Origin of the sequence: Streptomyces racemochromogenes (assembly GCF_039535215.1) — a bacterium.
Lineage (GTDB): Bacteria > Actinomycetota > Actinomycetes > Streptomycetales > Streptomycetaceae > Streptomyces > Streptomyces racemochromogenes.
The window spans coordinates 1,122,903-1,142,841 of record NZ_BAAAWT010000001.1 but is presented as its reverse complement, the minus strand read 5'-3'; the positions used below and the strand labels follow the sequence as shown (position 1 = coordinate 1,142,841).

Here is a 19,939-nt window from a genome sequence, read left to right as displayed (position 1 = left end):
CACGGGTGCCAGGTAAAGGTGGATTAAAATGCGCCGGTGAGTGAGCAGAGAGCGCATGTACGAATAGCGGGCCTCCTCGGCCGGGGGTGGGTCCTCGGGCCGCTGGTCGGGCTGGCCGCGGCCGTGGCGATGGCCGTGCGGATCTTCCACGGAGGTCCGATCGGGATGGCGGACAACGGCGACGGTCCCTCCCGCATGTGCGCCCTCGACACCTCCGTCCACGTCGACAAGGGCTCCTCGTGGTGGTTCGACTTCGCCAATTTCCGGTACGACCGGGCCGAGCCGCAGGCCTGCACCTCCCAGAACACCTATCCCGGCAGCGGCAAGTGGATGCCCGTGCTGGCCCGGCCGCTGAGCCGGCTGCTGGGCTACGAGGGGGCGATCGACCTCCGGGCCCAGGCGCTGCTCTGGTGCGTCCTGGTGGGAGTGGCCTTCGCGGTGTTCGCCGTGGCGCTGCGCGGGCGGCTCCTGGTGCGCCTGCTGGTCTGTGCCGCGCTGTTCCTGGTGGTGGGGGACTCGGTGGTGGCGGGGTACGCCGCCTCGCCGTTCAGTGAGCTGGCCGGGCTGACCGGGCTGCTGTTCGCCGCCGTCGGAGCCCTCCATCTCGGCGGTACGCCCCGGGCGAGGCTCGGCGGGCTGCTGCTCTTCACCGTCGGGGCGGTCACCCTGGTGGGCTCGAAGATGCAGGCGCTCACCATGGCCGTCCCCCTCCTGGCTCTCCTGCTCTGGTCGAGGGTGCCGGTCGGCCGGCTCACCGGCCGGTTCTCCGCCCGGGTGCTGCCCCTCGCGGCCGCGCTGGTCATCGGCGCGGCGGGCACGCACACGCTGCTGTTCCAGATGGAGGCGTTCAAGGAGATCAACCGGACCGAGATGATCTTCGTCGGGATCATGGGCAAGAGCCCGGACCCGGCCAAGGACGCCGTAGAGCTCGGGCTCCCCGCCGACTTCGGGCAGTACGCCGGGCTGAACTGGTGGGGCGAGAAGGCGCCCCAGAAGGACCCCCGCTGGCCCGAGGTCAAGGACCGCATCACCTACGCCAACATCGGCACCTACCTCGCCAAGCACCCGGGCGTCGCGCTCCGGATCGCGGACGGCGGCCTGGACGACTTCGCCGCCTCCCGGCCCGACAACCTCGGCTCGTACCCCGTCGCCGCCGGCGAGCCGGCCGGTACCCAGGAGCACCGGCTGGCCCTCTACACCGGATTCCTGCGGACCCTCGGCGGCGGCTGGGTGCTCGGCCTCCAGTTCGCGTTCCTGGTGGCCGGTGCCTGGTGGCTGCGCCGCAGCGCGGACAATCCGCGCCGCCGCGCGTTCCTGGCGATGATGATCTGCCTCGGCGGGGCGACGCTGACCCAGTTCGTCACCGCCATGTACGGCGAGGCGATCGAGAACACCAAGCACCTGATCTACGGCATCTTCGCGACCGGCCTGGCCTTCGTGCTGACGGCCGCCGCCGCGCTGTGCACCCCCGCCTCCGTGTCGTCCGGCCGGGGGCCGCTCGGGTCGTCGTCCGGCACCCGCCGGACGACGACCCACCGGGCCGGACCGGCTCCTCGGGTGCCCGCCTCCTGACATACGATCAGGAGCGCGGGTCGTCGCCGTGAACGGGGGGCAGATGTTCAGGTTGCTGGTGTCGCAAACGGACCCGAGGGGCCTGCGGACGATCCTTGACGCGCTGGAGGTCCCCAGGCCTGCCGGACCCGTCCTGATCGACGTAGCGCCGGGCCACTACCGGATCGACGCGCTCCGCTGTTGGGGCACGGTCGTCATCGCCGCGCTCGGCGGGCCCGGGTCCGTCGTCATCGACGGGGCCGCCTCGTACAACTTCCAGGTCGAAGGCCATATGACGCTGCGGGGCCTGGTCCTGCGGAACTGGAACGAGACCGGCCGGGCGCTCGCCGTGGTGGGCGGTACGGCCGTAGTGGAAGACTGCGAGTTCCTCGCCAAGTCGGGCAACGCCGTCAGCGCCTGGGGCGGATCCGAACTCTTCCTGCAGCGCAGCACCGTGAGGGAGGGGGCCGTCGTCTACTCCGACGCCGCCGGCCTGATCGAGGGCAGCGAGGTCGTCGGCTCCTCCCGCTGTGGGATCGCGCTGCGCGACGGCAGTCGGGTCAGCGTCCGCAACACCCTGGTACGTGGGGCCGCGGAGCACGGCATCCTCGTGGCCTCGGGAGTGAACGCGCTGATCGAACAGTGCCGGGTCGAGGACGCCGGACAGGCGGGGATCCTGGTCCGGGAGCACGCGCAGACGGCCATCCGGGCCAGCGAGATCCACCGTTCCACCCAATGCGGCCTGGTGGTCCGTGACAGCGGGCAGGCCGATGTCCACGGCCTCCTGGTCGCGGAGCCGGCGATCGACGGCGTGTGGTGCACGAGCTCCGGCACACTGACCGCCGCCCGGATGACCGTCCGGGCCCCGCAGCGCCACGGGGTCTCGGTGGACGAGCAGTCGACCGCCACCCTCACCGACTGGGAGGTAGCGGGGGCCGGCGCGCACGGGATCCTGTCCGGCGACGGGGGCAAGCTGGCCCTGATCAGGGGAATGGTCTCGGAGTCCGACGTCGGGGTGGGCGTCACGGCCGACGGATCCCTGATCATGGACGGAACCCTGGTGGCGCGCAGCGGCCGGGTCGGCCTCGCGGTCGACGCCGGGGCGCGGGTCGTGCTGCAGGGCTGTCGGGTCACCGACACCGACGGCCCGGGCATCATCACCACACGGGGCTCCCACGTCGAGATCCGGAACCTGGTGGCGGAGGGCAACAAAGCCGAAGACCGCCTGGACGTCCCGCCCGTGGAGACGGCCGCGGCGTCGGCACAGGCCCCGCCTCCGGCGGCCGCGGAGCCCGTACGGACCGAGCCCGTACGTACCGAGTCCGTGCATAACGAGCCCGGACGTGACGAGCCCGGACGTGACGAGCCCGGACGTGACGAGCCCGTGCCCGCCGAGTCCGTGCGTACCGAGCCCGGCCGGTCGGTGGCGCCCGTGACGGCCGAGGCGGTGGACGGCCTCCTCGCCGAGCTGGACGCCATGGTCGGGCTGCGGGAGGTCAAGGACGAGATCCGCAAGGTGGTCAAGTTCCTGCGGGTCGCCGAACAGCGCCGGGCGGCGGGGCTGCCCGAAGGGCCGGCGATCGGCCGGCACATGGTGTTCTCCGGCTCCCCGGGGACCGGCAAGACCACCGTCGCCCGCGTCTACGGCCGGCTGCTGGCCGCGCTCGGCGTGGTAGCCGGCGGCCATTTCACCGAGGTCTCCCGCGCCGATCTGGTCGGGTCACACCTCGGCGAGACGACCGCCATGACCACCGCGGTCTTCAACAGGGCGCGCGGCGGCGTGCTGTTCATCGACGAGGCCTACAGCCTGTCCCGTCGGTTCGGCTCCGGAACCGACTTCGGGCAGGAGGCGATCGACACCCTCGTCAAGCTGATGGAGGACCACCGGGACGAGGTCGTCGTCGTCTTCGCCGGCTATTCGGCCGAGATGCGTGAGTTCCTGTCCGCCAACCCGGGCCTGCAGTCGCGGATCTCCCGGACCATCGAGTTCGAGGACTACAGCCCGGACGAGCTGGTCGGCATCTTCGAGCGACTGACCGGGCAGTACGGCTTCCTCCTCGCCGAACCCGCGCGCGCCGAGCTGGCGGCGCACTTCCGGCGGGCCCGGCGGACCGAGACCTTCGGAAACGGGCGGGAGGCCCGGCGGATCTTCGAGGCCGCCCTCGAACAGCAGGCGCTCAGGCTGGCGGACCTGGAGGACACCCCGGCCCCGGACGAACTGATCCTGCTCCTGCCCGAAGACCTGGACGGAGTCGTCGACCGCGGACTCGGCGCACGGTTCGCGGAGGCCAGGGATGCCGGACAGCTGGACACGATCCTCGGCGAGCTGTCGGCCATGGTCGGGCTGGAGGGCATCAAGGCGGAGATCCGCGACCTGATCGACCTGATCCTCACCACACGGCGACGCCGCGAGGCCGGCCTTCCCGCCGACCCGATGCCGAGCCACCTGATCTTCTCGGGCCCTCCGGGTACGGGCAAGACCACGGTCGCCCGCCTGTACGGTTCCCTGCTCGCCGCCCTCGGCGTCCTGGCACGTGGCCAGGTGGTCGAGGTGTCCCGCAGCGATCTGGTCGGCCAGTTCGTCGGGAGCACCGCCCTCCGGACGGCCGAGCAGTTCGAACGCGCCCGTGGCGGCGTCCTGTTCATCGACGAGGCGTACACCCTGGCCCGCCCGGGCGGAACGGGACACGACTTCGGGCAGGAGGCGATCGACACCCTGGTGAAGCTGATGGAGGACCACCGGGACGAGGTCGTCGTGATCGCCGCCGGCTACACCGACGAGATGAGGGCCTTCCTCGACGTCAACCCCGGCCTCGCCTCGCGGTTCTCGGCCACCATCGCCTTCCCCTCCTACAGTCCGGAGGAGCTGCTCACCATCCTGGCCCACCAGGCGGAGCGCTCCGGCTTCGAGACTCCGGACGCCACGCTACAGGCGGTCCGCGCCCGGATCGCCGCCGACCCCGAGCGGTTCACCCGAGGCAACGCGCGCGAGATCAGGAAGCTCTTCGACGAGGTCAAGAGCGCCCATGCGCGCCGCGTCGCCGCCTTGGAACGCACCGGTCGCGAAGCGACCCTGGACGACCTCCGCGTCCTGCTCCCGGAAGATGCCGCCCGGTAGGGGAGGGCGCGCGGCAGGGGTCATCCGATCATTCGAACAGATCAGGCTAAGATGCCACGGCAGACGCTAGCTGCCCACCGCGGCCCGTGCACGAGGCCGCCGTAGGCGCGGTTCCGTACGGGGCCACCGCCCCTGGTCGGACGGACCGGGCGCGTCATTGCTTGGAGAGTTCCCGCCGTGTTCGGACAGCCTTCCCGTTCCCGTGCCGTCGTGACCGGCGCCGCCGTCGTGGCCCTCGCCGTCGCGCTCGCGGGCTGCGGGACCACCAAGGGTGAGAAGGGTGAGAAGGGGAAGAAGGCCCCGGCGGCCGCGAGCGGTCCCGCCGCCCCGGCCGCCTCGCCCTCGGCCGAGGGCAGGGTGCGGATGCCGGCCGGTCCGCCTCCCGCCATGACCAAGGCCCGCGACACCTCCGCCGGCCCGGTCATGGTGACCAGGCTGGCCGGCCCGAAGTCCGGGGTGACCGGCCAGGTGTGGGTCTGGCTGCCTCCCGAGTACCACGACCCCGCGTACGCCAAGACCGGCTTCCCGGTGCTGACCCTGTTCGCGGGCGGCCAGAGCAACGGCTACAACACCTGGGCCGGCAGCGAGCTGCCGATCCAGGAGGAGGACGTCCGGCTGGCCAAGGCCGGCAAGGCCCATCCGTTCATCATGGTCATGCCGGTGCAGAACTTCAGCGGCGACGAGAAGAAGGCGCTGGACTGCTCGGACATCCCCGGCCAGCCCAAGATGGCGACCTGGATGGCCCAGGACATCCCGGACTGGGTCCGTGCCAACTTCCGCACCCTCAAGGGCCGCGACAGCTGGGGCGTCATGGGTGCCTCCACGGGCGGGTTCTGCAGCGCCAAACTCGCGCTCCAGTACCCGGACGTCTACCGGGCCGCGGTGCCGATCGACGGCTACTTCGCCCCCGACTCCCGCCTGTGGCAGGGCCACGAAGCGGAGAAGGCGGCCAACAGCCCCGACCAGCTGGTCGCGCAGGGCAAGGCCGACGTGAAGATGCTGGTCACGGCCGGCGGCGCCGACGGGTACGAGAAGGGCGTGGTCAGGAGCTGGATGGCCAAGGCGGTTCCGCCGGTCGCCATCGAGTACTACGAGCAGCCCGGCGGCAAGCACCTGACCTCGGACTTCAAGAAGATGATCCCGGACGCCCTGCAGTGGTTCACCAAGAACCTGGAGGGCCCCGCCCACGACTGACCCGGCACCCGGGTCATCGGTGCGCGGCCGCCCTGAGCGCGGTGTTGAGCTCCAGGACGTTGACGCGGGGCTCGCCCAGGAAGCCGAGCTGCCGCCCCTCGGTGTGGTCCTCGACCAGCTTCTCGACCCGCTCGACGGGCAGTCCGTTCCTCTCGGCCACCCGGTGGACCTGGATGCGCGCGTACTGCGGGGAGATGTGCGGGTCCAGGCCGGAGCCGGAGGAGGTGACCGCGTCGGCCGGCACGTCCCCGGGCCTGACCTCGTACGTGGCCGTGGAGTTGTCGGCGACGACGGCGGCCTTGACGACGTCACGTCCGGGACGAGACCGGCCAGCGCCCGCACATCTGCTTCGAGTGGACCGAGGGCAACCCCCTGGCCAACTTCCTGCGGTTCTTCCTCTTCGGGCAGGGCGAGGTCGCCCCCGTCACCCGCGAGGTCATCCGTGAGGCCGAACCGGACCGGGCCCGCCGCCCGCACGTGCACGCCGGCTGACGACGGACCCTAGTCGCCGACGTCCCGCCGGCGCAGGTCCTCGGAGGTCTCCCGGCGGACCAGGAGCCGGGCGGTGCCCCCGTGCACGGCGACCACCGGCGGCCGGCCCACCATGTTGTAGCCGGACGCCATGGAGAGGTGGTACGCCCCCGCCACCGGCACGGCGATCAGGTCCCCGGGCCGGACGTCCCCGGGCAGCTCCACCCCGGCGGCGAGCACGTCACCGGCCTCGCAGTGCCGGCCGACGACCGTCGCCGCGCGGGGAGCGGCCGCCGTGGCCCGGCCGATCAGCCGGGGCGCGTACCGGACCCCGTACAGGGCGGGCCGGGGGTTGTCGCTCATGCCCCCGTCGACGGCGACGAACAGCGTGTCCCCGGTGCGCTTGACGGCCAGCACCCGGTACACGGCCACCCCGGCCGGCCCCACGACCGCCCGGCCCGGCTCGACCGCCAGCCGCGGCACCGGCAACCCCGCGGCGGCGCAGCCCTCGGCCAGCCCGTCCCGCAGCGCCCGGGCGAGCGCGGCCACGTCCAGGACCGGCTCGCCCGGCCGGTAGGCGATGCCGTGGCCACCGCCCAGGTCGAGCTCGGGCAGGACCGTCCCGTGCGCGTCGCGGACGCCGGCCATCAGGGCGATCATCCGGCGCAGCGCCGTGAGGTAGGGCTCCGTCTCGGTGATCTGGGAGCCGATGTGGCAGTGCAGCCCGGTGAGTTCCAGCCGCGGCTGGTCCAGGACGCGGGCCACGGCGCGCGCCGCGGACCCGTCCGTGGCGGACAGCCCGAACTTCTGCCCGTCCGTGCCCGTCCGGATCTTCTCGTGGCCGCCGGCCGAGACGCCCGGGACCACCCGCACCATCACCTTCTGGCGGCCGCCCGGCCCGACGGCGGCGGCGATGCGGGCGATCTCCGACGGGCCGTCGATCACGATCCGCCCGACCCCCAGGCGCAGCGCCGTGCCCAGGTCGCGCGGCGACTTCGCGTTGCCGTGCAGCACGATCCGCTCGGGCGGGAACCCCGCCGTGATGGCCAGCTCCAGCTCTCCCGCCGAGCAGACGTCCAGGCCCAGCCCCTCCTCGTGGACCCAGCGCACCATCGCGCGGGAGAGGAACGCCTTGGCCGCGTAGAAGACCTCGGCCTCGGGGAACGCCTCCCGGTACGCCCGGCAGCGCCCGCGCACCTCCCCCTCGTCCAGGACGTACACCGGGGTCCCGAACCGCTCCGCCACCTCGGCGAGCTCCACCCCGGCGACCGTCAGAGCGCCGTGCGCCGGCCGGTCGGTGGACGCCGGCCAGACGCCGAGGTCGTCCGTCCCGGACGCCGGCGCCACCACCTGTGTGGTCATCGTCCCGCCCCCGCTCAGGCGGCCGGGGCCGAGGAGGCGCGCGGCGCGGCCGGCGCGGTCCGGGCACCGGAGGAGGCGTCCGTCGCCGCGCCGGACACCGCCGGAGCGGTCAGCGTCGGGTCGACGGTCAGCAGCCCCACCCCCAGCGGCTCGGCCAGCGCCCTCAGCGCGGGCCCGGAGAGCCGGATCCACGGCTGCTCCGCACCCAGCGTGGCGGCCAGCAGCTCAGGGCCGGTGAACCCGACCGCGGTGCGCGCACCCAGCGGGGTCCGGAACATGCGCACCACCACCCGCGCCGTTCCCGGCCGGACGGGGACGTAGAGGAGTCCGGCCGGGACGCGTTCCTCGGGCTCGGGGTCGTCGTCGTACTGGAACAGGCACATGGGGCTCTCCTCAGGAACCGTGGACGGAGTCCGGGCCCCGGGCGCGGGGAGGCGTCCGGGGCGCCACCCGAGAACCATCTCCGCACCGGCGCCCCCGCGACCCGCCCCTGACGGGACCCTGACGGCGACCGGCCCGGTCCATACGCGGCGCTGACGCCCGCCGCCGGGACCCCGGCCCCCCGCCCCCGGCCGGTACGGACGATCATCGAAGCGGCACGCGGAGGCGGACGAGGGGAGGGGCGGCATGGCGGAGACCGTCGGCACGGACGTGGCCGGGGAACTGGCACGGGCCGGAGCCGAGGAACAGGACCGGATCCTGGAGCGACGCGCGGCGGCGGTGGCCGACCTCATGGCCGACGGGTTCGGCCGCACGCACCCGGAGTTCGCGGCGAAGTCCGGCTTCGCCCGCTGGCAGCTCGCGGCCCTGGCCGTCGTCGCCACCGCCGCCACGGCCGGGCTGGCGGCCGCCCCCATGGCCGTACTCGCTCTGCTCAGCGCGGTGGTGACGGCCTACAGCCTGCTGCACGCGGTGGTCATGCGGGCCGGCCTGGGGCGCGGCCGCACCCGCGCGGTGGCGGACGACGCGCCGCTGCCGGACGCGGAACTGCCGTTCTACACGGTGCTGGTGCCCGCCTACCGGGAGGCCGGGGTGATCGGCGGCCTGGTCCGGCACCTGGCCGCCCTGGACTACCCGCCGGACCGGCTGGAGGTGCTGGTCCTGGTGGAACGCCACGACCCCGAGACCGCCCGGGCCGTGCTGGCCGCCGGTCCGCCGCCGTTCGTCCGCCTCGTCCGCCTTCCGCCGGGTCCGCCGCAGACCAAGCCGCGCTCGGTGAACCTGGGCCTGCTGCTGGCCCGCGGCGAACTCCTGGTGGTCTTCGACGCCGAGGACCGGCCCGACCCCGGCCAACTGCGCCGCGTCGCGGCCCGGTTCGCCGCCCGCGGCGCGGAACTGGCCTGCGTGCAGGCGCAGCTGCTCTTCCACAACGCCGCGGACAACTGGCTGACCCGGCAGTTCGCCATGGAGTACGCCCTGCGCTTCACCCTGGCACTGCCCGGCCTGGTACGGCTGGGGATGCCGGTCCCGCTCGGCGGGACCAGCAACCACTTCCGCACCGCCACCCTGCGCGCCGTCGGCGGCTGGGACGCCTGGAACGTCACCGAGGACGCCGACCTCGGCATGCGCTGCGCCGCCCTGGGCCACCGCACCGAGACCATCGGTTCGGTCACCTGGGAGGAGGCCCTCGGCGCCGTCCGCCCCTACGTCCGCCAGCGCACCCGCTGGTTCAAGGGGTTCCTGCTGACGGCGGTGGTGCACACCCGCCGCCCCCGCCGGACCGTGCGCCGGTTCGGCGCCCGGGGGCTGCTCACCCTGCTCGGCGTCGTCGCGGGCGCCGCGGTGACCTCGTTCGTCCAGCCGCTGCTGGCCGCCCTGACCCTGATCGGCCTCTGCGGCCTGTCCTGGTCGCCCGTCGGAGCGGGCCTGCTGCTGCCGTCCGTGGCCGCGCAGGCCGTGGCGGTCCTGGCCTGGACCGCCATCACCTTCACCGCGGCGAGGCGCGCGGGCCTCGGTGCTCCGTGGCACGCGCTCCTCGCCCCGCTCTGCTCGGTGTTGTGGTGGTTCGCGGCCTGGCGGGCGGTGCACCAGCTGGTCTTCTCCCGGTTCAGCTGGGAGAAGACACCGCACGGGACCGGGATCAGTTGACGTTGACGGCCTTCCAGGCGGCCGCCACCTGCTGGTACTCGGTGCCGGAGGCCCCGTACAGGTCGGCCGTCGCCTTCAGGGTCGCGGTGCGCGCCCCCGCGTAGTCGGTCGTGGAGGTCATGTAGGTGGAGAGCGCCTTGTACCAGATCTTGTACGCCTTGGTGCGGCCGATCCCGGTGACGGTGGAGCCGTCGTAGGTCGGGGAGTCGTAGGACACCCCGTTGACCGTCTTGGCGCCGCTGCCCTCGGAGAGCAGGTAGAAGAAGTGGTTGGCGACGCCGGAGGAGTTGTGGACGTCGAGCCGGCCCACGGTCTTCGACCAGTAGTCGGCGGAGGCGCCGTCCTTGCTCGGCTTGTCCATGTAGCGCAGCGGGGTGCCGTTGCCGCGGATGTCGATCTTCTCGCCGATGAGGTAGTCGCCGGGGTCGGCGGCGTTGTTGGCGAAGAACTCCACCGAGGTGCCGAGGATGTCGCTGGTGGCCTCGTTGAGGCCGCCCGACTCGCGGCTGTAGTTCAGCTTGGCGGTGGCGGCGGTCAGGCCGTGGCTCATCTCGTGTCCGGCGACGTCCAGGGAGGTGAGCGGCTTCTTGTTGTTCGCGCCGTCCCCGTAGGTCATGCAGAAGCAGCTGTCGGACCAGAACGCGTTGACGTAGGCGTTGCCGTAGTGGACGCGGGAGTACGCGGCCTTGCCGTCGCCGGCGATGCCGTTGCGGCCGAGCTCGCTCTTGTAGAAGTCCCAGGTGACGGCCGCGCCGTAGTGGGCGTCGACGGCGGCGGTCTGGCGGTTGGCCGGGGTGCCGTCGCCCCACGCGTCGTCGGCGTCGGTGAAGAGGGTGCCGGTCGCGGTGGAGGTGGCGCCGCCCAGGTCGTAGGTCTTGTGGCCGCCGCGCCCGCCGTCGGTCAGGCTGTACGCCGACCCGCTCTGCGTGGTGGCGAGGGGCACGGTGCCGGAGTAGCCGCTGGTGCCGGTCCCGGTGTCGATGGCCTCGTACGCGTACAGCTCGGCGCCCGTCGCGGCGTCGGTGATGACGTGGCGCTCGCTGGGGGTGCCGTCGGGCTGGGTGCCGGTGACGACGGCCTCGTAGGCGAAGACCGGGTTGCCGGTGGCGGCCCACACCACCTGCCGGGCGCCGGCCGGGGCGGGCTTCAGGCCGCGGGCGGCGGCCGGGGCGATCCGGGCCTCGGTGCCCTTGGTGGTCTTGCGGCTGCCGTCCTTCTTCTGGTGGACGATCAGATCGCCGCCGAGGACGGGGACTCCGGCGTAGGTGCGCTCGTAGCGGGTGTGCACGGTGCCGTCGGCGTCCTTGACCACGTCCCGTGCGACGAGACGCTCCTCGTCGGACAGGCCGATGGCGCGGGCGGTGCCGGCGGCCTCGCCCTGGGCGGCGGATATCGCCTGCGTGCGGGCGGCGGAGGACAGCGTCAGGGCGGTGGCGCCGGCCTCGCGTTCGGCCGCCGCGCTGGCGGCGCCGCTCTGGGCGGCGACGGCGACCATGGCCGCGGAGGCGACCACGGCGGCGGTGCGCAGCATCCGGGTGCGGTTGCGGGAGGTGGGGGTGGAGGACATGGGGTGGGTCACTCGCTCTCCTGGTGTCGTGGGGGACGCCGGGGAGATTGCCAGAGAGCAGACCCTCAATGACAGGTACGCAACAATTATTTGACCTGCTGTTATCCGAAGAGCGGAGATCGTTGTCCGCTGACCGGACGAAACCGGTGCATTCCGGCGCCCGCCCGGGAACGGGCGGGCGCCGGTGGCCTGATCGGGTCCGGGACTACTGGATGCCGGGAATCCGGCGGGACTTGAACGCCGCCGTGACGGCGTCCGCCGCGCTCTGGCCGTACATGCTCCGCGCGGTGTCGACCGTGGCCAGCGCCGCCTCCCGGAATCCGGTGTCCGGGGCGAAGCGGAACTGGGCGTTCACGATGATGCGGTCGGCGGTCCTGGCGCCGAGGGCGCCGCGGATGTCGAAGAGGGCGCGCGACCAGATCTCGCCGTCGGCGTGGACCTCGCCGACCCGGTCCTCGTAGACCTTGGTCCCGTCGATGCGGCGCAGGCAGTGCGGGGCGGGGCTGTACGGGGTCGAGTCCCAGTCGGCGACGCACGCCCGGTCCGCCGCGCGGGGCCAGCCGTACGCGGCGGCGGCGTGGTCGCCGACCTCCACCGCCAGGTAGTCGCCGAAGGCCTCGCCGATCGCCCCGGCCTCGGGGGAGCTGCCGAACCCGGGCACCTGCGCGTTGTGCACGGCGTGCCCGTACTCGTGGACGATGACCTCGGCGTCCTCGGCGTCGTCGACACCGCCCTTGCCGAAGCGGATCTCGGCCTTCTTGTCGGTGAAGAAGGAGTTGTCGGCACCCCACTGGTTGATGCGGACCGGCTGGACGCGGTCGTTGGCGCCGGGCAGCTCGCCGCCGAAGCCGAGCCCCTGGAGGTACTCCTGCGCCTCGTTGACCCAGAAGTACGCCATGACCTGCTCGAACTGCTCGTCGGAGCGGTCGTAGCGTGCGGCGCCCGCGACCGACGCCGGCGCCCCGGTCTCCGAGCGCACGGAGGCCCATCTGCCCGAAAGGCCCCCACTGGAGTCGAGGTTGCGCAGCGCCGCGGTGGCGTAGGCCGAGGCGGGTACGGCCGTGGCGGAGTCCTTGGCGTCGGTCAGCGTCTGGTCGCCGGAGGACTGCACGGGGTTGACCATGAAGACGCGGCCCTGGGGGAGGGCGGCTCCCGCGCCGGCGGCCGGCCGGGGAGCGGTGGCCGAAGCGGGGACGGCGAGGCCGAAGAGGGCCACGGCGGCGGTGGCCGTCGCGAGCAGTCCGCGGGGTGTGCGGGGCATGGACATCCTCCTGTGGGGGACGCGGAGTACGCAAGGAAGTGCGGTCGCGTGGTGCGGACGCGATCATTGCCCACCCGCGGTGCCCTTGACCAGGCCCCGGAAGCACCTGCCGTCCCCGCTCCCGCATCCCCGCTCCCGCACCCCACCGCTCCCGCGCCCCCGCAGCAGCGAGGGACCCGGCCGTGCCGGGTCCCTCGGGATCTGCTCGGACGGACGGACGGGCCGCCCGCGGAGCCCTACTGCTTGTCCTTGCCGATGACGAGGTCGGTGCTCCAGCCCTCGCCGGACTTCATCTCCTTGCCGTCGGCGTTGACGGGGGAGTAGACCCCGTCCACGGGTACCGTCTCGCCGGGGGCGGCCGACTGCAGGACGTCGCAGACCTCCGCGAGCGAGGCGACGGAAGTGTCCTTCATCGCGGTGATCACGTCACCGCTGCCCAGCTTGGCCTTGTAGGCGGGGGAGTTGGTCATGGTGTACACGACCATCATGCCGTCGACGTCCTTCAGCGCCTTCTGCGTCTGCGCCACCTTGGCGGCGTCCTCTTCGGCGAAGTAGTCGGCCAGGTTCGGGTTCTTCAGGTCCACCAGCTGCCAGCCGGGGTCGTTCTTCCTGTCGCCGGCGGCCAGCTGGTCGAGCAGCGGCCGGACGTGGTCGCTGCTGATGGCGTAGAACTGCCCCTGCGTCCCTCCCCCTTGGAGGGACAGCGTGTTGATCCCGACCACCTCGGCCTTGCCGTTGAGCAGCGGCCCGCCGGAGTTGCCCGGGTTGATGGTCGCCGAATGCTGGATGGTCGAGGGATAGCGCGGCAGGGTGGCGTCCGGGGCGGAGTCCTTGACGTCCGGGTTCTGCACGGCGCCGGTGGTGAACACCGGCTTCTGCGCGCCCTGCGCCTCGATCGATTCGGGATAGCCGAGGGCGGTGACGTTGTCGGCGAACGCCACGTCCTTGCTGTCGCCGAACTTGGCTTCCTTGAGGTCCGGTTGGGCATGCGAGAAGGTCAGCACGGCGAGGTCCTCGCACGGGTCGATGCCCAGCAGGCGGGCGGGCACGGGCGCCCGGTCCTCGACGGCGACCCGCAGGGAGGGTTCGCCCTGCACCACGTGCGCGTTGGTGACGATGAGCCCCTTGTCCGCGTCGTAGACGACCCCGGTGCCGGCACCGTAGGTCCCGATCACGTGCACCGTGGACGGCGCGGCCCGTTCGTAGATGTCCTTGGGTGACAGGTCGTCGGCGAACGCCACCCCACCGCCGCTGACCGTGAGCACCACCATCGTGGCCACCGCCACGGCACCCCTGGTCCGTCCTCTCATGAGTTCGCCGCCTTTCTCCCGCACGGACGGCCCCTTTCCAGGCTAGACCCGCACCCGGGCGGTGTCCTGCCGGCCGCGGGCCCGCCCGGGCGGTGGGGATCGGCGGGCCGCCGTGATGTGATGGGGGCATGATCGATGAGTTCCTGGCCCAAGGCCTGCCCGAGGTGGAAGAAGCCGTCCGCAAGGCCGCGGCGGTCGAGATCATGCCGCGGTTCCGGCAGCTCGCCGAGCACGAGGTGGACCAGAAGAGCGGCCCGCACGACCTCGTGACCGTCGCCGACCGGAAGGCCGAGGAACACCTCACCGCCTCCCTGACCCGGCTGCTGCCCGGCTCCGTCGTCGTCGGCGAGGAAGCCGTGCACGCCGACCCCAACGTCTACGCGGCACTGCGCGGCGACGCCCCCGTGTGGATCGTCGACCCGGTCGACGGCACCCGGCAGTTCGTCAACGGCGAATCCGGCTTCTGCACCCTGGTGGCGCTCGCCCTGCGCGGCGAGCTCCTCGCCTCCTGGACCTTCGCCCCGGCCCTGGAGGAGATGTCCACCGCCGTGCGCGGGCAGGGCGCGTACGTCAACGGCGTCCGCATCCACAGCGGTTCGCCCGAGCCGGGGGCAAAGCTGCGCGTGGCGACCGCCCACCCCCTGTACACCTCCGAGGAGGACCGGCGCGGCCTCGCCCGGCTCGACGTGCCCGGCATCGCCGCCCGGCCGTGCGGCTCGGCGGGTCTGGAGTACCTGAAGGTGGCGCGCGGCGAGATGGACGCGCTGGCCTTCACCTGGCCCTCTGCCTGGGACCACGCGGCCGGGCTGCTGCTGGTCGCCGAGGCGGGCGGCGCGCAGAGCACCGTCGAGGGCGTCCCCTTCCGCGTGGACCGGGACAACGCCCTCCCGTTCGCCGTCGGCCGCGACGAGGCCACCGCGATCCGCGTCCGCGACCTGCTCCGGGGCGCGTGACCGCGGCAGAGGGCGGGTGTGGACGGGCGGACTAGGCTGGGGCCAGTGGCCGTCGCCGGACGAAGGAGCTGTTGTCAGTGCCGTCGATTCTCGACGCAGTCGTGGTGGGGGCGGGGCCCAACGGTCTGACGGCCGCGGTCGAACTGGCCCGCCGGGGGCACTCGGTGGCCGTCTTCGAGGCCGCCGACGTGATCGGCGGCGGCGCCCGCACCGAGGAGCTGACCCTCCCCGGCTTCCGCCACGACCCCTGCTCCGCGGTGCACCCGCTCGGCGCCGGCTCGCCGGTGTTCAAGACGATGCCGCTGAAGCGGTACGGGCTGGAGTGGCTGCACGCCCCGCTGCCCATGGCGCACCCCTTCGACGACGGCACGGCCGCCGTGCTCTCCCGTTCCGTGGCGGAGACGGCGGCCTCCCTCGGCCCCCGCGACGCGGGCGCGTACCGGCGGCTGGTGGAGCCGTTCCTCGGCCGGTGGGACACCCTCGCCCGGGACTTCATGTCCCTGCCCGGCACCGCCCTGCCCCGCGACCCCCTCACCCTGGCCCGCTTCGGCCTCGCCGGACTCCCGCCCTCCAGCTGGCTGATGCGCCGCTTCCGCGACGACCGCGCCCGCGCCCTGTTCGCCGGGCTCGTCGCGCACGTCATCGCCCCGCTGAACGGGATCGCCACCGGCGCCGTCGGACTGGTCTTCGCGCTCGCCGCGCACGCCGGCGGCTGGCCGATGCCGCGCGGCGGCTCGCAGTCCGTCTCCGACGCCCTCGCCGGCTACCTGACCGACCTCGGCGGGACCGTCCACACCGGCTTCGAGGTCAAGCGGCTCGACGATCTGCCGCCGGCCCGCGCGTACGTCTTCGACACCTCGCCGACCGCGCTGGCCCGGATCGCCCGCCTCGGCCGCGCCTACGACGGCTACCGCTACGGGGCCGCCGCGTTCAAGCTGGACTACGCCCTGGACGGGCCCGTCCCCTGGACCGCCGAGGCCCCCCGTCGGGCCGGCACCGTCCAGATCGGCCCCGGCAGCCGGGACATCGACGCCGCCCTCCAGCTGGCGACGGGCGGCCGCGCCCCCCGCAACCCGTTCCTGATCACCGCCCAGCCCAGCCTGGTCGACCCCGGCCGGGCACCCGAGGGCAAGCACGTCTTCTGGGCGTACGGGCACGTCCCCGCCGGCTGGGACGGCGACCTCACCGACGCCGTCGAACGGCAGCTGGAGCGCTTCGCCCCCGGCTTCCGGGACCTCGTCCTGGCCCGCGCCACGGCCGGCCCGCCGCAGCTCGCCGCCCGCAACCCGAACTACGTCGGCGGGGACATCGCCTGCGGCGCCGCCGCCGGCCTCCAGCTCCTGCTCCGGCCCAAGATCACCCTGTCCCCGTACACCACCGCCCACCCCGCGGTGTTCCTGTGCTCCTCGGCGACCCCGCCGGGCCCGGGCGTCCACGGCATGTCCGGCCACAACGCGGCCAAGGCCGTCTGGCGCCACCTGCGAAAGGCCCACTGATGGTCCGCATCACCCTCGTCCAGGGCGACATCACGGCCGAGAAGGCCGACGCCATCGTCAACGCCGCCAACTCCTCCCTGCTCGGCGGCGGAGGAGTGGACGGCGCCATCCACCGCCGCGGCGGCCCCGAGATCCTCGCCGCCTGCCAGGACCTGCGCCGCTCCCACTACGGCAAGGGCCTCGCGACCGGCCAGGCGGTCGCCACCACGGCCGGCCGGCTGGCCGCCGGGCACGTCATCCACACCGTCGGCCCGGTCTGGTCGCGCGAGGAGGACCGCTCGCACCTGCTCGCGTCCTGCTACCGCGAGTCCCTGCGCGTGGCCGACGAGCTGGGCGCGCGCACGGTCGCCTTCCCGGCGATCTCCACCGGCATCTACGGCTGGCCCATGGACGACGGCGCCCGCATCGCGATCCAGACCGTCCGGTCCGCCCCCACCTCGGTGGAGGAGGTCCGCTTCGTCCTCTTCGACGCCGCCGCCCATACCGCATTCGAGACCGCCCTGGGCGCGGCCTAGGCCGTGTCTTCCGGATCTTGCTCCCCCAGCTACCGCTGGGAGGTGCCCCCAGACCCGCGCCGCCCGGCACCGCACCTCGCCGCGTTGGCGGTGCACCCGAGTACGTCCAGTACAAGGGCGCCCCGCCAACGCGCCGATGCACGGCACCTGGGGGCCCCTCCCAGCGGTAGCTGGGGGAGACGCGGGCTTGACCGGCAAGATCCGGAAGACACGGCCTAGGCGCCGGCCGCCAGCTCGGCGCTGCGGCGGCGGGTCCGGCGCGCGGCGCGGGAGTCCGGGCCCTGGGCCTCGGTGAGGGCGGCCAGCAGGGCCGGGGCGGCGTCCTGGGCCCCGGCGGGCGGCAGCGTGCGCCAGAGGCTGTAGGCGCGGCGGGCGGCGGCCTCGGTGTCGGGGGAGTCGGGGCCGTGGAGCCGGGCGCGCAGGCGGAGGGCGTGGAGGTACCACTCCAGCGCTTCGGGCGCGCGGCCGGCCAGATCGGTGAGGTAGCCCCGGACCTCGCGCACCTGGATGGTGTCGAGGCTGACCTCGCCGTGCGCGGCCGTCAGCTGCGCGTCCAGCTCCTCGGCGAGGAGCAGCGCGTCCTCGTGCCGGCCGGCCGCGGAGGCCGCGTGGATCGCGGCGAGGCCGCAGGGGACGGCGGGCGGCGCCTCCGGAGCGGTCTCGGCGCCGGCCCAGAAGGAGGGGCTGACGATGCCCCAGGGGTGGTGGAGTTCGGGCTGGTCCATCGGCGCGTCCCCCGCGGTCGTGAGGTTCCGGGTCACCAGTTCACGACCCTGCGGACGCCGGAGACCTTGGTCATGTAGTTGGTGGAGTGACGCCAGCTGTTGTACGTGACGATGCGGGTGCGGACCCCGGTGCGCGGCGCCTCCAGGACGAAGCCCTGGTCGGGGTCGGCCCCGCCGATGTACATGCCGACGTGTCCGGGGGAGGCCTCGCTCCCGTCGCTGCCGGGGTTGAACACCAGGTCGCCGGCCTTGGGGTGGTTGAGGTCGACCCGGATCGGCAGGTTGATCTGGTCGAAGGTGACCCGCGGGATGTCGATGCCGGCGGCCTTGTACGCCTGCTGCATGAGGGAGGAGCAGTCGCACCAGTGGTCGGGGTCCTGGCCGTGGGCGTTCGTGCAGTCCCCGCCGAGGTGGTACCAGCCGTCCTTCTGCTTCAGGGCCCAGGACACGGCGGTGCGGACCTGGGGAGGGGTGTCGGAGGGCAGGGAGTACTCGGGGGGTATGTCCACCGGCCCGCCGGGGCTCGCCTCCGTGAACTGGACGGTCTTCTCCATGATCGCCTTCACGTAGTCGTACGTCTGCCCGCCCGCGAAGGACCGGGGCGGTACGCCCCTGAACTCGTCGACCCTGCCCCAGCCCGCGTTGTAGCCGGCGAGGGCCAGCTCGACGGGCGATCCGTTGTAGCCGGGGTGGGCTTTGGCGGTCCGCAGGAGTTTGCACATCATCGAGCCCTGCGAGGGGATCGCGTCCTTGGGGTCCATGACGTCCTTGTCGCCGTCGCCGTCCCCGTCGATCCCTTCGACGGCCCAGGTGTCGGGGATGAACTGGCTGATGCCGTAGGCGATCGGCGCGCCGGTCCGCGGATCCCGGGATATGGCGTCCGGCTTGAAGGTGGACTCGGCCCAGATCTGGGCGGCGAGGACGGCCGGCGGCAGCCCCTGGTCGCAGCGGGCGGCCGCGTCGAGGATGAGCTGGGCGTACTGCGGCGGCACGCCGTCCTTCCCGCCGATCTTGAGGCTGCTCGCCGTGGGCCAGGTGCCCCCGCCGCCGCCGTCGTCCTGGGCGATGACCGCCACGAGCAGCACCATGGCGACGCCCATGGCCACCGGTGTGGCGACGATTCCCCCTGCGGCAGCAAAGATCCACTTCTTCGACGTCACGTGTTTCCCCCCGGTCCCCCGGTCCGCCCGCGCCCCCGGCGGCCAAGCCAGCTATTTGCTCCACCAAAGATGGTTTCGGCCAAGCCTCGAACAGGCGGGTGGGCGGGCCGGGTTCCCTGATGATGCGTGACACTATGCCACTTTGGACAACTGCTCAGGTCCGTGGTGTCTTCTGCTGTTCCGTCAGATCGGGCATGTAGTGTGCGTCCTGGCTTGATCCAGCCATGTTCGAATCATCTTGTTTGCGCAGGCAACTATTTGCTGCGTTTTTCTGGGGGGATTGATGCGGAAACGTCCAGATTTCCTGGGCGTGCTGCCGACCGATGCCCGGCTGACGGTGCCGGTACTGGCACCGACGGGCGGGGCCGGGAGGTCCACGCTCGCGTTCCTGATCGCGTCCGAACTCGCCGCCACGGGCGACACGGTGGTGCTGGACACCGCCCCGCGCCTCGCCTCCCCCTGGCCCGCCTGGAGCAACGCCCCCGGCCGCGGCCTGTCCGCGCTCCCGCCCGGCGAACCCGCCTCGCGGGAGACCGCCCGGGCCGCCTGCGCCGCCATGAGCGGCCCCGCCGGCCCCTGGGACCTCCTGACCGACGGCCGGGACTGGAGCGCCCCGCCCCTCGACCTCCCCCAGGAGCCCGCCGCCTGGTACCAACTGGCCGCACTCGGCGGCTGGCGGGCGGTCGTGGCCGACACGGCGCACCCGGTGACGCACGACCTGCTCACCGCCCGCTGCGCCGGCCTCCCCGGACTGACCCGGGCCTGGCTGGCGCTCCCGTACGCGGTGCCCGTCCTGTGCGCGGCGGCCTCCGCCGAGGGCGTGCAGGCCCTCCAGCAGGCCGTGATGGCCATGGCGGCGGAGAACCTGCCGCTGCACCGGACGGTCGCGGTGCTCGTGGCCACGGGCGACGGGCGGCCGCCGCCCGTCGCGCGGGCCGCCGCCACGATGCTCTCCGGCCGGACGGCCGACGTCGTCCACCTCCCGCACGACGCGAACCTGCGTTCCAGCGGCCTGCGTTCGGGGCGCGTCCATCCCCGCACCCGGCAGGCGGCGGCCCGCGTCGCGGCCGCCGTCCTGGGCGCGGCCCACGAGTCCTGGGGCGCTCCGCTCCCGCCGGCCCCGCAGCCGGCGGTCCTGCGCCCCGTATCCCCTGAAGTTCCTGCCTAA

General features: G+C 73.3%; 15 protein-coding genes and 2 pseudogenes. 9 read left to right on the top strand and 8 right to left on the bottom strand.

The genetic code is table 11. From position 1 onward, the window contains the following. Window positions 1-36 precede the first annotated feature (36 nt). The 3 genes from wsfD to ABD973_RS05330 all read left to right on the top strand — a co-directional run bounded on the left by wsfD (window position 37) and on the right by ABD973_RS05330 (window position 5,863). The gene (wsfD, locus tag ABD973_RS05340; protein WP_125823069.1) at window positions 37-1,572 is read left to right on the top strand and encodes a glycan biosynthesis hexose transferase WsfD; all 1,536 of its coding nucleotides are present in this window, start codon (window positions 37-39) and stop codon (window positions 1,570-1,572) included. A gap of 58 nt (window positions 1,573-1,630) precedes the next feature. After that, entirely contained in the window at window positions 1,631-4,669 is a 3,039-nt protein-coding gene (locus tag ABD973_RS05335; RefSeq protein WP_345498838.1) for an AAA family ATPase, read from the top strand. A gap of 210 nt (window positions 4,670-4,879) precedes the next feature. Continuing rightward, on the top strand, window positions 4,880-5,863 hold the full coding sequence (locus tag ABD973_RS05330) for an alpha/beta hydrolase (RefSeq protein WP_125824232.1): 984 nt from the start codon (window positions 4,880-4,882) through the stop codon (window positions 5,861-5,863). 13 nt (window positions 5,864-5,876) lie between these two features. On the opposite strand, the pseudogene ABD973_RS05325 reads toward ABD973_RS05330, so the two are convergent. Further along, window positions 5,877-6,164: pseudogene (locus tag ABD973_RS05325) on the bottom strand (potassium-transporting ATPase subunit C); the annotation flags it as partial. 8 nt (window positions 6,165-6,172) lie between these two features. Between ABD973_RS05325 and ABD973_RS34720 the strand changes: the two are divergent. Beyond that, window positions 6,173-6,355 (top strand): annotated as a pseudogene (locus ABD973_RS34720) (hypothetical protein); the annotation flags it as partial. Between the two features lie 9 nt (window positions 6,356-6,364). Here the strand turns inward: ABD973_RS34720 and lysA are convergent. After that, window positions 6,365-7,696 carry a diaminopimelate decarboxylase gene (gene lysA, locus ABD973_RS05320; RefSeq protein ID WP_125823071.1) on the bottom strand — a complete coding sequence of 444 codons (1,332 nt, stop codon included), beginning with the start codon at window positions 7,694-7,696 and terminating at the stop codon, window positions 6,365-6,367. A 14-nt stretch (window positions 7,697-7,710) separates the two neighbouring features. After that, entirely contained in the window at window positions 7,711-8,079 is a 369-nt protein-coding gene (locus tag ABD973_RS05315; protein ID WP_345498834.1) for an SAV_915 family protein, read from the bottom strand. Between the two features lie 244 nt (window positions 8,080-8,323). Here ABD973_RS05315 and ABD973_RS05310 point away from each other — a divergent pair, with 244 nt between their 5' ends. After that, window positions 8,324-9,784 (top strand): glycosyltransferase, encoded by a 1,461-nt coding sequence (locus ABD973_RS05310; RefSeq protein ID WP_345498832.1) that lies wholly within the window; start codon window positions 8,324-8,326, stop codon window positions 9,782-9,784. Here the strand turns inward: ABD973_RS05310 and ABD973_RS05305 are convergent. From ABD973_RS05305 to ABD973_RS05295, 3 genes are all read right to left on the bottom strand, one after another. Continuing rightward, complete coding sequence (locus ABD973_RS05305; RefSeq protein ID WP_125605208.1) at window positions 9,777-11,351, bottom strand: M4 family metallopeptidase; 1,575 nt, start codon at window positions 11,349-11,351, stop codon at window positions 9,777-9,779. The genes ABD973_RS05310 and ABD973_RS05305 overlap by 8 nt on opposite strands. Before the next feature lie 205 nt (window positions 11,352-11,556). Next, window positions 11,557-12,612, bottom strand: a complete 1,056-nt coding sequence (locus ABD973_RS05300; protein ID WP_241253426.1) for a M4 family metallopeptidase — start codon at window positions 12,610-12,612, stop codon at window positions 11,557-11,559. Window positions 12,613-12,848: 236 nt separating this feature from the next. Next, window positions 12,849-13,922 (bottom strand): S1C family serine protease, encoded by a 1,074-nt coding sequence (locus ABD973_RS05295; RefSeq protein WP_241253427.1) that lies wholly within the window; start codon window positions 13,920-13,922, stop codon window positions 12,849-12,851. A 128-nt stretch (window positions 13,923-14,050) separates the two neighbouring features. Between ABD973_RS05295 and ABD973_RS05290 the strand changes: the two genes are divergently transcribed. The 3 genes from ABD973_RS05290 to ABD973_RS05280 all read left to right on the top strand — a co-directional run bounded on the left by ABD973_RS05290 (window position 14,051) and on the right by ABD973_RS05280 (window position 16,886). Further along, entirely contained in the window at window positions 14,051-14,875 is an 825-nt protein-coding gene (locus ABD973_RS05290) for an inositol monophosphatase family protein (protein WP_125823075.1), read from the top strand. 77 nt (window positions 14,876-14,952) lie between these two features. Then, entirely contained in the window at window positions 14,953-16,371 is a 1,419-nt protein-coding gene (locus ABD973_RS05285) for a phytoene desaturase family protein (protein WP_345498828.1), read from the top strand. Next, on the top strand, window positions 16,371-16,886 hold the full coding sequence (locus tag ABD973_RS05280) for an O-acetyl-ADP-ribose deacetylase (protein ID WP_206436589.1): 516 nt from the start codon (window positions 16,371-16,373) through the stop codon (window positions 16,884-16,886). The genes ABD973_RS05285 and ABD973_RS05280 overlap by 1 nt, the downstream gene beginning before the upstream one ends. Window positions 16,887-17,101: 215 nt before the next feature. On the opposite strand, the gene ABD973_RS05275 is transcribed toward ABD973_RS05280, so the two are convergent. Together ABD973_RS05275 and ABD973_RS05270 are read right to left on the bottom strand one after the other, a co-directional pair. Next, on the bottom strand, window positions 17,102-17,647 hold the full coding sequence (locus ABD973_RS05275; RefSeq protein ID WP_125823077.1) for a tetratricopeptide repeat protein: 546 nt from the start codon (window positions 17,645-17,647) through the stop codon (window positions 17,102-17,104). Further along, a complete protein-coding gene (locus ABD973_RS05270) occupies window positions 17,644-18,771 on the bottom strand; it encodes a C40 family peptidase (RefSeq protein ID WP_241253428.1) in 1,128 nt (375 codons plus the stop codon). The genes ABD973_RS05275 and ABD973_RS05270 overlap by 4 nt, the downstream gene beginning before the upstream one ends. Before the next feature lie 310 nt (window positions 18,772-19,081). Between ABD973_RS05270 and ABD973_RS05265 the strand changes: the two genes are divergently transcribed. Continuing rightward, a complete protein-coding gene (locus tag ABD973_RS05265) occupies window positions 19,082-19,939 on the top strand; it encodes a hypothetical protein (RefSeq protein WP_206436590.1) in 858 nt (285 codons plus the stop codon).

Bases quoted from the DNA above. Each gene is read 5' to 3' on its own strand.
- ABD973_RS05280 (WP_206436589.1), top strand. From the start codon at position 16,371: ATGGTCCGCATCACCCTCGTCCAGGGCGACATCACGGCCGAGAAGGCC.
- ABD973_RS05295 (WP_241253427.1), bottom strand. From the start codon at position 13,922: ATGAGAGGACGGACCAGGGGTGCCGTGGCGGTGGCCACGATGGTGGTG.
- ABD973_RS05290 (WP_125823075.1), top strand. From the start codon at position 14,051: ATGATCGATGAGTTCCTGGCCCAAGGCCTGCCCGAGGTGGAAGAAGCC.
- ABD973_RS05300 (WP_241253426.1), bottom strand. From the start codon at position 12,612: ATGCCCCGCACACCCCGCGGACTGCTCGCGACGGCCACCGCCGCCGTG.
- ABD973_RS05310 (WP_345498832.1), top strand. From the start codon at position 8,324: ATGGCGGAGACCGTCGGCACGGACGTGGCCGGGGAACTGGCACGGGCC.
- ABD973_RS05305 (WP_125605208.1), bottom strand. From the start codon at position 11,351: ATGTCCTCCACCCCCACCTCCCGCAACCGCACCCGGATGCTGCGCACC.
- lysA (WP_125823071.1), bottom strand. From the start codon at position 7,696: ATGACCACACAGGTGGTGGCGCCGGCGTCCGGGACGGACGACCTCGGC.
- ABD973_RS05315 (WP_345498834.1), bottom strand. From the start codon at position 8,079: ATGTGCCTGTTCCAGTACGACGACGACCCCGAGCCCGAGGAACGCGTC.